Genomic DNA, 12,218 nt, shown 5'->3' with positions numbered 1-12,218 from the left:
CCACACAACAAATCAAAGAGCCCGATAAAGAGGCCTATTACTTCCCTTCGGTCGCGTCCTTGACCAGTTTCTGCACGGTGTCGCCCTGCATTCGGGCGATGTCGTCCTGGTACTTGAGGAGCGCGCCGAGGGTATCGCCGACGACTTCGGCGGTGAGCGCGCGGGCGTCGAGTTCGGTCAGCGCGGTCGCCCAGTCGAGGGTTTCGGCGACGCCCGGCGATTTGTAGAAATCCTGCTCGCGCAGCGCCTGGACGAAGTTCACCACCTGCTGCGACAGCTTGGCCGAAATCCCCGGCACGCGCGATTTCACGATCGCCAGTTCGCGCTCGGCGTTCGGATAGTCGACCCAGTGATACAGGCAGCGCCGCTTCAACGCGTCATGGATCTCGCGGGTGCGGTTCGAGGTGACGATCACGATCGGCGGCGCCGGCGCCTTGATGGTGCCGAACTCCGGAATGGTGACCTGGAAGTCGCTGAGCACTTCGAGCAAATACGCCTCGAACGCCTCGTCGGCGCGGTCGAGTTCGTCGATCAGCAGCACCGGCGCGCCCGCCGTGTCCGGCTCCAGCGCCTGCAGCAGCGGCCGCTTGATCAGGAAGCGCTCGGAGAAGATGTCGCTGGAGAGCTGATCGCGGTCGGTGTCGCCGGCGGCTTCGGCCAGCCGGATCGCGATCATCTGCGCCGACGAATTCCACTCATACACCGCGGAAGCGACGTCGAGACCCTCGTAGCACTGCAGCCGGATCAGCCGGCGGCCGAGCGCGGCCGACAACACCTTGGCAATCTCGGTCTTGCCGACGCCGGCCTCGCCTTCGAGAAACAGCGGCCGGCCCATCCGCAGCGCCAGAAACACCACCGTCGCCAGCGACCGCTCGGCGAGATAGCCGCGGCTCGTCAGCAGTTCGAGCGTGGCGTCGACGGAGGCAGGAGGCGCGGCTGCGGTCATGGCCGATCCGTGTCCAGGCTCACGCCTTGCCGTTGGCTGCGTCGACCGCGCGCTTGGTCAGCACGCCGATCAGATGCGCCCGATATTCGGCACTGCCGTGCAGATCGCTGTTCAACCCATCGGCCGAAACGTGCAGGCCGTCGATCGCCTTGGAATTGAACCGCGCCTTCAGCGCCTCTTCGAACGGAGTAACGCGGAACACGCCATCGGCACCGGCGCCGGTAACCGCAACGCGGACGTCCGACGGACGACGGGCGACAAACACGCCGACCAGCGCGTAGCGCGACGCCTGGTTGCGAAACTTGATGTAGGCGGCCTTCTTGGGCAGCGGAAACTGCACCTTGGTGATGATCTCGTCCGGCTCGAGCGCGGTCGAGTACATGCCCTGAAAGAACTCTTCGGCCTTCAGCTTGCGCTTGTTGGTGACCACGGTGGCGCCGAGCGCCAGCACCGCCGCTGGATAGTCCGCGGTCGGATCGTTGTTGGCGAGCGAGCCGCCGATCGTGCCCTTGTGGCGCACCGCCGGATCGCCGATCAGCGACGCCAGCTCGGCCAGCGCCGGGATCGCCTCGCCGACGATCGCCGAGTTGGCGACTTCGGCGTGGGTCGCGGTGGCGCCGATCACCAGCGAACGGCCCTTCATCTCGATGCCGCTGAGGCCCTCGATATGCGACAGATCGACCAGATGCGGCGGTGCCGCCAGGCGCTGCTTCATCACCGGCAGCAGCGTGTGGCCGCCCGCGATCAGCTTGGCATCCTCGTTCTTCAGCAGCAGATTGGCGGCCTGGCGAACGGTCCCGGGGCGGTGATATTTGAATTCGTACATTGCGCTTCCCTGAGCTTCCTAACGTCTCGTTGGGCGTGCCGCGCGGCCTCGTTGAAGCGGGCCGGCGCAGTGCCGGTCAGCTGCGGTCGGAGTTCGCCATCGCCTTGGCGCCGGCCGCGATCGACACCACGATGTTCTGATAGCCGGTGCAGCGGCAGAGATTGCCTTCGAGCTCTTCGCGAATCGTCTCGTCGGACAGGTCGTGACCCTTGCGGTGCACCATATCGACGGCAGTCATGATCATGCCCGGCGTGCAGAAGCCGCATTGCAGGCCGTGGTTCTCGCGGAAGGCTTCCTGCATCGGATGCAGCGGCGCACCGTCGGCGGCGAGCCCTTCGATCGTCGTCACTTCGTGACCGTCGGCCATCACCGCCAGCGTGGTGCAGGACTTCACCGCCTTGCCGTCGAGATGCACGACGCAGGCGCCGCACTGCGAAGTATCGCAGCCGACATGCGTGCCGGTGAGCCGCAGGTTCTCGCGCAGAAACTGCACCAGCAGCGTGCGCGGATCGACGTTCGCGGTCACAGGGTTGCCATTGACGATCAGGGAAATCTTGGCCATCGGCCCTCTCTTCAATGCGCACCGCCGCGTTGCACGGCGATCATTCGTCTTTTAGTTGTGTTTCTTGAACCGATCTTACGGGGCAACCCCAGGATCGGCAACCGCGAACGGCTCGGGCCGCGCCGGAGCCGCGGCCGTGTAATGACATCCGCGTGATCGGGCGCCGCAGCGCCGTCAGGCCGCGCCGTTGCCGTTCTGCACAGCCTTGGAGAAGTTGGCGAAGAACTCGTCGGCGAGCTTTTTGGCCGAGCCGTTGATGAGTCGCTGGCCGAGCTGCGCCAGCTTGCCGCCGATATGCGCTTCGACATCGTAGGACAGCAGCGTGCCGCCATCCTTGTCGGACAGGCCGACCGTGGCACCGCCTTTGGCAAAGCCGGCAACGCCGCCCTCGCCTTCGCCGGTGATCTTGTAGCCGTTCGGGGGATCGAGATCGGACAGCGTGACCTTGCCCTTGAAGCGGGCCGATACCGGGCCGACTTTCAACTTCGCCACAGCGCGAAAACCGCTGTCGTCTTCGGTCTTTTCAAGCTCCTCGCACCCCGGAATGCAGACCTTCAGCACTTCCGGATCGTTGAGCTTGCTCCACACCAAATCTTTCGGCGCGTCCAACTGGACTTCGCCGTTCATCGTCATGGCCATGGATATTTCCTCCCGGATCGGCGGCCGCCTCGGACGGCGGCATTGCGACTACTTAAGCACGCCGGGCGGCAAAGAAAAAGTATCGCGACACCACCCCGAGCGATCGGCGGCGCTAGCAGTCGTGAGGCGGTGAGATAGGTAGCGCCCGGCCCTGGCGCCAGCGTCAAGCAAGCACGACAGCCGGACAAAAGCGATCAGGAGCGTTGCGCTGCGGCCGGATAGTTCGGTTCGAACGTCGCCGTGTCGGTGCTTGGTACAGCCGCTGATTGCGCCGTTGGCTCGACCAGCATCAGAATCGCGGTGCCGAGAAACAGCAGCAATTCGGTGGCGTGCAGCCGCATCGCTTCGGGCTCGGCAACCTGCGAAGCCATCACCATGCTGGCGAACGAGATCACGCTGCCCAGCGTCAGCGCGAACGCCAGCGCCTCATTGCAGCCGCCGGAGAGACGGACCGAGCGCCGCGTCAGCAACGCCGAGAACACCAGGAGGAAGCCGGCGACCGTCAGCTTGGCGAGCGCCAGCAGCCATGCCATCCGGATGGTCGCCATCGCGCTGAGATGCAGATGATCGCTGACGAAGATCGCCACCGAGATATTGGGCCGGTCGTACAGCGCGTGGATCGGGGTGACGAACAGCCGATACCCCACGATCAGCCAGGTCGGCGTGATGTAGGCCGCCAGCAGAACTCCGTTCACCGAACTGATCCGCCAATCCGTCTTCATCGCCGTGCCCCACCAGCCAGCACGCCGAATCTGACGGCGCGCGGCCAAAGCTAACCCCAGGTTAACCATCAGCAGCAATGGAAAGGCTTTGTTAACCTTAACGGCGATTGACGACTGTGGATGGCACTTTGGGGAGCCCGAGCTCGGCTTTTCGGCACGAAACTTGCGTCGGATTGCACGTGATGGCGGTTGAGACGAAACCTATCCAGACGCGGAAAGCCCCGCCGTGGGGCGGGGCTCCCTGCTGTCGCTTCGGCGCGCAGCCGTCTGGAGAAAGCTGCGGTCGGGCGATCGTTACGTCAGCGGCCCTGGCCGGACCCGCCGTGTTGGCCACCATGCTGTTGGCCGCCCTGCTGCCGGTCCTGCCCCTGCCGGTTCGGATCCTGCTGCTGCTGACCCGGGCGGGCACCGCCGCCCTGCTGCTGCTGGCCGGGGGACGTCTGGCTCGGAGTCGGCTTCTGCTGATTCTGATTCGACATCGATGGTCTCCTTCAGAGTGTCGCGCCCACACCGACAACAAGCATCATGCGCCCGCGGTTGCGCGGATCGGCGTGATCTTTGCGCGGCTTTTGCGCGGCAACATCGCGCCCGGTGGAACCCTGCAGGCCGCAGTCGCCGTCCACAGGGAAGAAGGTTGTAATCGGGCGCTGTTGCCGCGATCGCGACCCACTGTTAGAAAATTCCAAAGCGAAGCGACGTTCCGGCTGCCGGGGCCCTCGCCGCATCGTGTGTGCAATGCGAGCGCGATCTCCGCCGCGGGGCCGTTCGGATTGCAATTCACGACCCTACGAGTCCCACTCTTTCGAGTCCTCTGACGACGGCAGCGCATGGACTATTTCGCCCAGCAGCTCATCAACGGTCTCGTACTCGGCTCGATCTACGGCCTGATCGCGATCGGCTACACGATGGTGTACGGCATCGTCGGCATGATCAATTTCGCCCATGGCGACATCTTCATGATCGGCGGCTTCATCGCGCTGATCAGCTTCCTGATCCTGGTGTCGTTCGGCCTCACCTTCGTGCCGCTGATCCTCTTGGTCGTGCTGCTGGTGTCGATGGCGATCACCGCGCTGTACGGCTGGACGGTCGAGCGCATCGCCTACCGGCCGCTGCGGCACTCGTTCCGCCTCGCCCCGATGCTGTCGGCGATCGGCATGTCGTTCGTGCTGATGAACTACGCCCAGGTGTCGCAGGGCGCCCGCGTCAAGCCGGTGCCGCCGATCATCACCGGCGGCTACACGCTGCACGAGAGCGCCGACGGCTTCAACGTCCAGCTCTCCAACGTCCAGATCCTGGTGGTCGTCACCACCGTGGTGCTGCTCGGCATCTTCACCTGGCTGGTGGCGAAGACCCGGCTCGGCCGCGACATGCGCGCCTGCGAGCAGGATCAGACCATGGCGGCGCTGCTCGGCGTCGACGTCGACCGCACCATCTCGATGACCTTCGTGATCGGCGCCGCGCTCGCCTCGGTCGCGGGCATGATGTACCTGCTGTATTACGGGCTGATCGACTTCTTCATGGGCTTCATCGCCGGCATCAAGGCGTTCACCGCGGCCGTGCTCGGCGGCATCGGCTCGCTGCCCGGCGCGATGCTCGGCGGCCTGCTGATCGGCCTGATCGAGACCTTCTGGTCGGCCTATTTCTCGGTCGAGTACAAGGATGTCGCGGCGTTCTCGATCCTGATCATCGTGCTGATCTTCATGCCGACCGGCCTGCTGGGCCGGCCGGAAGTCGAAAAAGTCTGAGCGGGCGCCGACGTGGCAAAACTCGCGCACGCCGCTGCTGCCCCTGTCGCCGCCGCCACGGTCGGCGTCGGTTTCATCTTCAAGAAAGCCCTGATCAGCGCCCTCGTGGCGCTGGTTTTGTTTTCGCTGATGATCGGGGTCCGTACCGAGGCCGGCCCTGAGGGCGGCCTGATCTACTGGACGCGGTTCGGCGATCTCGCCGGCATGGTCGGCGGCGTATTCGTCGGCTCGATCGTGGTCGAACTGCTGCGGATGTGGTGGGGCCCGGTCGACACCTCGAAGATGATGCCGGCCGGCGCGCGCAAGACGCTCGGCCTCGCCGGCCGCGTCGTCGCCCCGGCGCTGCTGATCTTCACCTTCCTGGTGCCGGTGATCTTCTACAATCAGCGCTACATTCTCGATCTCGGCATCCTGGTGCTGACCTATGTGATGCTTGGCTGGGGGCTGAACATCGTGGTCGGCCTCGCCGGCCTGCTCGATCTCGGCTACGTGGCGTTCTACGCGGTCGGCGCCTATTCCTACGCGCTGCTCGCCACCAATTTCGGCCTGTCGTTCTGGATCTGCCTGCCGCTCGCCGGCATCCTCGCCGCCTTCTGGGGCATGATCCTCGGCTTCCCGGTGCTGCGACTGCGCGGCGATTATCTCGCCATCGTCACGCTGGCGTTCGGCGAGATCATCCGTCTCGTCATCATCAATTGGCAGACGCTGACCGGCGGCCCCAACGGCATCAGCGGCATTCCGCGCCCGACACTGTTCGGCATTCCGCTGGCGCCGGGACCGAACGGATTGGCGGCGCAGCTCGGCATTCCGTTCTCGCCGACGCATCGCCTCGTGTTCCTGTTCTATCTGATCCTGATCCTGGCGCTGATCACCAACTGGGCGACCATTCGGCTGCGCCGGTTGCCGATCGGCCGCGCCTGGGAAGCGCTGCGCGAAGACGAAGTCGCCTGCCGCGCGCTCGGCATCAACACCACCACGACCAAGCTCACCGCCTTCGCCACCGGCGCGATGTTCGGCGGCTTTGCCGGCGCGTTCTTCGCCACAAGGCAGGGCTTCATCTCGCCGGAGTCGTTCACCTTCCAGGAATCGGCGCTGGTGCTGGCGATCGTCGTGCTCGGCGGCATGGGCTCGCAGCTCGGTGTCGCACTTGCCGCAGTGACGCTGATCGGCGGCTTCGAACTGTTCCGCGGTCTCGATCAGTTCCGCATGCTGGTGTTCGGCATGGCGATGGTGCTGCTGATGATCTGGCGGCCGCGCGGCCTGATCGGCCATCGCGCCCCGACCGTGTATCTCGACCACAAGCAGGCGATCTCGTCCGACCTCGTCAAGGAAGGCCACGGATGAGCGCGGACCAGAACATCCTGCGCGTCAGCGGCCTCAGCATGCGGTTCGGCGGCATTCTCGCTGTCAACGACCTGTCGTTTGCCGCGCACCGCGGCAAGATCACCGCGCTGATCGGCCCCAACGGCGCCGGCAAGACCACGGTGTTCAACTGCATCACCGGCTTCTACAGACCGAGCGCCGGCGAGATCAGCCTGACGCATGATGGCGGCGAGACCCACCGGCTCGACCGGCTCAACGACTTCCGCATCACCAAGATCGCCAAGGTGGCGCGCACCTTCCAGAACATCCGGCTGTTCCCCGGCATGACCGCGCTAGAGAACCTGATGGTGGCGCAGCACAACGCGCTGATGCGCGCCTCCGGCCTCACCTTCCTCGGCCTGTTCGGTGCGCCGTCGTGGCGCGCGGCCGAGAAGCAGGCGATCGAACGGGCGACCTACTGGCTCGATCAGATCGGGCTGCGCAGCCGCGCCGACGATGCCGCCGGCAACCTGCCCTACGGCGATCAGCGCCGGCTGGAAATCGCGCGCGCGATGTGCACCGAGCCGGTGCTGCTGTGCCTCGATGAACCTGCGGCCGGCCTTAACGCGCGCGAGAGCGGCGAACTCAGCCAGTTGCTTCGCAAGATCCGCTCCGGCGGCACTTCGATCCTGCTGATCGAACACGACATGAGCGTGGTGATGGAAATCTCCGACCACGTCGTCGTGCTCGACCACGGCGTCAAGATCGCCGACGGCACCCCGCGCGAGATCCGCGACGACCCCCGCGTCATCGCTGCCTATCTGGGCGTCGAGGACGAAGAGGTCGAAAAGGTCGAGCAGGAGCTCGGGCTGTGAATTGCCTCCCCCCATATACTTTGTCATGGCCGGGCTTGACCCGGCCATCCACGCCCGCGGGCAAGGCTGTGCTTGTGTCCGTGGATGCCCGGGTCAAGCCCGGGCATGACGAAAGTGAGCGTGGCGAGGTCGCATCATGACCTCCACCGCCCCCCTGCTCAAAATCGAAAACCTCCGCGCCGCCTACGGCAAGATCGAGGCGCTGAAGGGCGTCGATCTTGCGATTGCTCCCGGCGAGATCGTGGCGCTGATCGGCGCCAACGGCGCCGGCAAGTCGACGCTGATGATGTCGATCTTCGGCAAGCCACGCGCCAAGGCCGGCCGTATCGTGTTCGACGGCGTCGACATCACCACGATGCCGACACACCTGATCGCGCGGATGAGTATCGCGCAATCGCCGGAAGGCCGCCGCATCTTTCCGCGGATGAGCGTCGCCGAGAATCTGCAGATGGGCGCCGATGCCGGCGAAGGCAGCGACGACGAGCGCGCCGCCACGCTGGAGCGGGTGTTGACGCTGTTCCCGCGGCTGCGCGAACGCTTCGGCCAACGCGGCGGCACGCTGTCGGGTGGCGAGCAGCAGATGCTGGCGATCGGCCGCGCGCTGATGAGCCGGCCGCGAATGCTGTTGCTCGACGAGCCGTCGCTCGGCCTCGCTCCGCTGATCACGCGGCAGATCTTCGATGCGATCCGCACCCTGAACAAGCAGGACGGCCTCACCGTGCTGATCGTCGAGCAGAACGCCAACCACGCGCTGAAGCTGGCGCATCGCGGCTACGTGCTGGTCAACGGGCTGATCACCATGAGCGGTTCCGGCGCCGAATTGCTGGCGCGGCCGGAGGTGCGAGCCGCTTACCTCGAAGGCGGCCGCAAGGCGTGAGGTAATCCCTCCCCGAAGGCGCGAGCCCTGCGGCACAATGCGGCAAGCAGGCGCCGACGCTGCCGTATTTTGTCGATGACTTGTCGTGAAAATCAGCCAACAATGCCGGCCGGTTAGGCGCTTCGGGCAGGCCGGAGCGCGGCTATTCGTTTGCAAATCCATCGCAAGGATTCATCGATGAAACTGAAACTTCTCGGTTTGGCATTCGGCGCCTCGCTGGCGCTCTCGACCACGGCGCTGGCGCAGGACATCAAGGTCTCGGTCGCCGGGCCGATGACCGGCGGCGAATCCGCGTTCGGACGACAGCTCAAGAACGGTGCCGAACAGGCGGTGATCGACCTCAACGCCAAGGGCGGCCTGCTCGGCAAGAAGCTGGTGCTCGATGTCGAAGACGATGCCTGCGATCCGAAGCAGGCGCGCTCTGTCGCCGAGAAGATCGCCGGCGACGGCATTCCGTTCGTCGCCGGGCACTTCTGCTCGTCGTCGTCGGTCCCGGCGTCGGAAGCCTATGCGGACGGCAACGTGCTGCAGATCACCCCGGCTTCGACCAATCCGCTGTTCACCGAGCGCAAGCTGTGGAACGTGCTGCGCATCTGCGGCCGCGACGATCAGCAGGGCGTGGTCGCCGCCGAGTACATCCTGAAGAACTACAAGGGCAAGAACGTCGCCATCCTCAACGACAAGACCACCTACGGCAAGGGTCTGGCCGACGAGACCAAGAAGGCGCTGAACAAGGCCGGCTTCCAGGAGAAGATGTTCGAGTCCTACAACAAGGGCGACAACGACTTCAACTCGATCGTGTCGCGGCTGAAGCGCGATGCCATCGATCTGGTCTATATCGGCGGTTATCACCGCGAGGCCGGCCTGATCCTGCGCCAGATGCGCGACCAGGGCCTCAGCACCGTGATGATGGCCGGCGACGCGATGAACGACAAGGAATTCGCCTCGATCACCGGCCCGCTTGCCGAGGGCACGCTGTTCACCTTCGGCCCCGACCCGCGCAACAAGCCGACCGCCAAGCAGATCGTCGAGACCTTCAAAGGCAAGGGCATCGATCCGGAAGGCTACACGCTGTACACCTACGCCGCGTTCCAAGTGTGGTCGCAGGCGGTCGAGAAGGCGAAGTCGACCGACCCGAAGAAGGTGATCGACACCATCAAGGCCGGCGAGTGGGACACCGTGCTCGGCAAGATGGCCTTCGACGCCAAGGGCGACATCAAGGCGATCGACTACGTCGTCTACAAATGGGACGCCAAGGGCGGCTACGCCGAGATCGGCAACTGAGGTAATCGTGGATGTGAGGCGCAGCCTCACAACGACAACAACGTCATGCGCGGGCTCGACCCGCGCATCCATCCGCAGACAAAGCAGCCTACGCCGCATCAGCTCTTGCAAGAATGATGGATTGCCGGGTCAAGCCCGGCAACGACGCGGGTGGAGAGCAGGATCACCTCCCCGCGACAAACGTCATGCGCGGGCTTGACCCGCGCATCCATCAACGAACGATTTCGTCGTAAAGATCATCCCAGCTCGGATTGCCTCGGACGATCAGGTCGATCTTCCATTCGCGCGGCCAATGCTTGATGTTCTTCTCGCGCTGAATGGCGGCGATGATGCTGTCGTGCGCTTCGAAATAGACGAGACGTTTGACGTGGTATTTGCGGGTGAAGCCCTCGACCAGTCCTTCGCGATGCTCATAGGTACGGCGGACGAGGTCGTTGGTCACGCCGACATACAGCGTGCCGCCCGGAGCACTGGCGAGGATGTAGACCCAGTAGGCCATGCCGACCCTCCACCGAGAGCCTCGCTGAAGCGCTTCATCATTCAAGAGGATGGATTGCCGGGTCAAGCCCGGCAATGACGCCGAGAAAAGATTACCGCTGTCATCCGTTCTCGGCCAAGACCGCGATCACTTGCACAGCGTCATGCGCGCGCTTGACCCGCGCATCCATCCGAGCGCGAACGCGCTTACACAAAGGAATTGCAAGGATGATGGATCGCCGGGTCGAGCCCGGCGATGACGTCGACAAATGATTACCGTCACCATCCGTTCCTAGCCAAGACCGCGATCACTTGCACAGCGTCATGCGCGGGCTTGACCCGCGCATCCATCCGAGCGCGAACGCGCTTACAAAAGGAACTGCAAGGATGATGGATCGCCGGGTCGAGCCCGGCGATGACGTCGACAAATGATTACCGCCACCATCCGTTCCTAGCCAAGACCGCGATCACTTGCACAGCGTCATGCGCGGGCTTGACCCGCGCATCCATCCAAAGCGCGAACGCGCTTGCACAAAGGAATTGCAAGGATGATGGACGCCGGTGCGAGCCCGGCGATGGCGAGGGATTCGGGCTCGATGCTCGGCGCGACCAGGACGCCTACCCAATATTCCCCAGCGCCGGGAAGGTGTTCAGCAGCCAGATCGAGACGTCGCTGATGGCGCCGGTGAGGAAACCGATGCCGGTGAGGACCATCAGCACACCCATCACCCGCTCCACCGTGGCGAGGTGTTTCTTCATCCGGGCGAACAGGCCGGAGAATTGTTCGACCATCAGCGCGGCGAGCAGGAACGGCACGCCGAGGCCGAGCGAATAGATCGCGAGCAGCCCGGCGCCCTTGGCCACCGTCGCCTCCGCGGCAGCCACCGACAGGATTGCCGCCAGGATCGGGCCGATGCACGGCGTCCACCCGAACGCGAACGCCAGACCCATCACGTAGGCGCCCCACAGCCCGACCGGCTTCGGAATCGGCAGACGGCCTTCGCGCATCAGGATGTTGATCCGCGTCAGGCCGAGGAAGTGCAGTCCCATCAGGATGATCACGACACCCGCGACGATCGCGAGCTGTGCCGAATAAGCGCGGATCAGGGTGCCGACCAGGCTGGCGCTGGCGCCGAGCGCGACGAACACGGTGGAGAAGCCGAGCACGAACATCGCCGCCGAGATCATCACCGCACGCTTCGAGCTGCGCTCGGCTTCGTCGGCGGCGACGTGCTCGATGGTCGCACCGGTCAGATAGATCAGGTACGGCGGCACCAGCGGCAGCACGCAGGGCGACAGGAAACTGACCAGACCGGCGATCAGGGCGGCGGGGATCGAGACGTCGTGGATCATGGCCGGCTACATGCACCTGCGCTTCCCACCCATGCAAGCCGCTGCGTCAACGTTCCGCGCCTTGTGATCGCGCCCGAGGGATTGCTTCGACCAATTGTTTATGCCGACAATGTTCCCCCTTCAGTCAGCTTTCTGGACGGTTCGATCTTGCACAACCTGATGACCGATGTTGCCGGCGTTCGCGTCGGCCACGCGCACGACCACACGCTCGCTTCCGGTGTCACTGCGATTCTGTTCGACAAGCCGGCGGTCGCCTCGATCGACGTGCGCGGCGGCGGCCCGGGGATTCGCGACGGCGTGCTGCTGGAACCGGTCAACACCGTCGAGCAGGTCGACGGCTTCACGCTGTCCGGCGGCTCGGCATTCGGGCTCGATTCCGGCGGCGGCGTGCAGGCCTGGCTCGCCGAGCGCGGCCGCGGCTTTGCGATCGGCGACGCGACGATTCCGATCGTGCCCGGCGCGGTGGTGTTCGACATGATCAATGGCGGCGACAAGGCTTGGGGCCGGTTCTCGCCCTATCGCGATCTCGGCTACGCGGCCGCCGAAGCCGCCGGCGACAGCTTCGCGCTCGGCAGCGTCGGCGCCGGCCTCGGCGCCCCCACCGCAACGC

Annotated in this window: 14 protein-coding genes; 7 read left to right on the top strand and 7 right to left on the bottom strand. The window is 64.9% G+C overall.

Translation table 11 applies throughout. The features are described 5' to 3' along the window. Positions 1-37: 37 nt before the first annotated feature. The 5 genes from DY467_RS24660 to DY467_RS24640 all read right to left on the bottom strand — a co-directional run bounded on the left by DY467_RS24660 (position 38) and on the right by DY467_RS24640 (position 3,695). Positions 38-946, bottom strand: coding sequence for an AAA family ATPase (locus tag DY467_RS24660; protein ID WP_164639636.1), 909 nt, complete (start codon positions 944-946; stop codon positions 38-40). A 19-nt stretch (positions 947-965) separates the two neighbouring features. After that, the gene (locus DY467_RS24655; protein ID WP_107345536.1) at positions 966-1,772 is read right to left on the bottom strand and encodes an FAD binding domain-containing protein; all 807 of its coding nucleotides are present in this window, start codon (positions 1,770-1,772) and stop codon (positions 966-968) included. 76 nt (positions 1,773-1,848) lie between these two features. Then, positions 1,849-2,334 carry a (2Fe-2S)-binding protein gene (locus DY467_RS24650; RefSeq protein ID WP_107345537.1) on the bottom strand — a complete coding sequence of 162 codons (486 nt, stop codon included), beginning with the start codon at positions 2,332-2,334 and terminating at the stop codon, positions 1,849-1,851. 174 nt (positions 2,335-2,508) lie between these two features. Continuing rightward, positions 2,509-2,973, bottom strand: a complete 465-nt coding sequence (locus DY467_RS24645) for an SRPBCC family protein (RefSeq protein ID WP_011159342.1) — start codon at positions 2,971-2,973, stop codon at positions 2,509-2,511. 194 nt (positions 2,974-3,167) lie between these two features. After that, a complete protein-coding gene (locus tag DY467_RS24640) occupies positions 3,168-3,695 on the bottom strand; it encodes a hypothetical protein (protein ID WP_164639634.1) in 528 nt (175 codons plus the stop codon). Positions 3,696-4,021: 326 nt separating this feature from the next. Here DY467_RS24640 and DY467_RS26305 point away from each other — a divergent pair, with 326 nt between their 5' ends. The 6 genes from DY467_RS26305 (at position 4,022) to DY467_RS24610 (ending at position 9,778) form a co-directional block, all read left to right on the top strand. After that, the gene (locus tag DY467_RS26305; protein WP_205502775.1) at positions 4,022-4,510 is read left to right on the top strand and encodes a hypothetical protein; all 489 of its coding nucleotides are present in this window, start codon (positions 4,022-4,024) and stop codon (positions 4,508-4,510) included. A 12-nt stretch (positions 4,511-4,522) separates the two neighbouring features. Continuing rightward, positions 4,523-5,440, top strand: coding sequence for an ABC transporter permease subunit (locus DY467_RS24630; RefSeq protein ID WP_011159344.1), 918 nt, complete (start codon positions 4,523-4,525; stop codon positions 5,438-5,440). A gap of 12 nt (positions 5,441-5,452) precedes the next feature. Then, entirely contained in the window at positions 5,453-6,784 is a 1,332-nt protein-coding gene (gene livM, locus DY467_RS24625) for a high-affinity branched-chain amino acid ABC transporter permease LivM (RefSeq protein WP_164573187.1), read from the top strand. Further along, the gene (locus DY467_RS24620; protein WP_107345542.1) at positions 6,781-7,617 is read left to right on the top strand and encodes an ABC transporter ATP-binding protein; all 837 of its coding nucleotides are present in this window, start codon (positions 6,781-6,783) and stop codon (positions 7,615-7,617) included. Before livM ends, DY467_RS24620 begins: the two co-directional genes overlap by 4 nt. Before the next feature lie 136 nt (positions 7,618-7,753). Then, positions 7,754-8,494 carry an ABC transporter ATP-binding protein gene (locus DY467_RS24615; RefSeq protein WP_164639632.1) on the top strand — a complete coding sequence of 247 codons (741 nt, stop codon included), beginning with the start codon at positions 7,754-7,756 and terminating at the stop codon, positions 8,492-8,494. Between the two features lie 177 nt (positions 8,495-8,671). Further along, positions 8,672-9,778, top strand: coding sequence for a branched-chain amino acid ABC transporter substrate-binding protein (locus DY467_RS24610; protein WP_164639630.1), 1,107 nt, complete (start codon positions 8,672-8,674; stop codon positions 9,776-9,778). 211 nt (positions 9,779-9,989) lie between these two features. Here the strand turns inward: DY467_RS24610 and DY467_RS24605 are convergent, their stop codons facing one another. Together DY467_RS24605 and DY467_RS24600 are read right to left on the bottom strand one after the other, a co-directional pair. After that, a complete protein-coding gene (locus DY467_RS24605; protein WP_164639628.1) occupies positions 9,990-10,277 on the bottom strand; it encodes a GIY-YIG nuclease family protein in 288 nt (95 codons plus the stop codon). A gap of 596 nt (positions 10,278-10,873) precedes the next feature. Further along, a complete protein-coding gene (locus tag DY467_RS24600; RefSeq protein WP_164607613.1) occupies positions 10,874-11,608 on the bottom strand; it encodes a cytochrome c biogenesis CcdA family protein in 735 nt (244 codons plus the stop codon). A 147-nt stretch (positions 11,609-11,755) separates the two neighbouring features. On the opposite strand from DY467_RS24600, the gene DY467_RS24595 reads away from it, so the two are divergent. Then, on the top strand, positions 11,756-12,218 hold a 463-nt coding region (locus DY467_RS24595; RefSeq protein ID WP_205502773.1), incomplete at its 3' end, for a P1 family peptidase.

Source organism: Rhodopseudomonas sp. BR0G17, assembly GCF_010907025.1.
GTDB classification, from domain to species: domain Bacteria; phylum Pseudomonadota; class Alphaproteobacteria; order Rhizobiales; family Xanthobacteraceae; genus Rhodopseudomonas; species Rhodopseudomonas palustris_H.
This window is presented reverse-complemented; position numbering and strand designations above follow the sequence as displayed.

Bases quoted from the DNA above. Each gene is read 5' to 3' on its own strand.
- DY467_RS24605 (WP_164639628.1), bottom strand. From the start codon at position 10,277: ATGGCCTACTGGGTCTACATCCTCGCCAGTGCTCCGGGCGGCACGCTG.
- DY467_RS24660 (WP_164639636.1), bottom strand. From the start codon at position 946: ATGACCGCAGCCGCGCCTCCTGCCTCCGTCGACGCCACGCTCGAACTG.
- DY467_RS24615 (WP_164639632.1), top strand. From the start codon at position 7,754: ATGACCTCCACCGCCCCCCTGCTCAAAATCGAAAACCTCCGCGCCGCC.
- DY467_RS24620 (WP_107345542.1), top strand. From the start codon at position 6,781: ATGAGCGCGGACCAGAACATCCTGCGCGTCAGCGGCCTCAGCATGCGG.
- DY467_RS24655 (WP_107345536.1), bottom strand. From the start codon at position 1,772: ATGTACGAATTCAAATATCACCGCCCCGGGACCGTTCGCCAGGCCGCC.
- DY467_RS24630 (WP_011159344.1), top strand. From the start codon at position 4,523: ATGGACTATTTCGCCCAGCAGCTCATCAACGGTCTCGTACTCGGCTCG.
- DY467_RS24645 (WP_011159342.1), bottom strand. From the start codon at position 2,973: ATGGCCATGACGATGAACGGCGAAGTCCAGTTGGACGCGCCGAAAGAT.
- DY467_RS24600 (WP_164607613.1), bottom strand. From the start codon at position 11,608: ATGATCCACGACGTCTCGATCCCCGCCGCCCTGATCGCCGGTCTGGTC.
- DY467_RS24640 (WP_164639634.1), bottom strand. From the start codon at position 3,695: ATGAAGACGGATTGGCGGATCAGTTCGGTGAACGGAGTTCTGCTGGCG.
- DY467_RS24610 (WP_164639630.1), top strand. From the start codon at position 8,672: ATGAAACTGAAACTTCTCGGTTTGGCATTCGGCGCCTCGCTGGCGCTC.
- DY467_RS24650 (WP_107345537.1), bottom strand. From the start codon at position 2,334: ATGGCCAAGATTTCCCTGATCGTCAATGGCAACCCTGTGACCGCGAAC.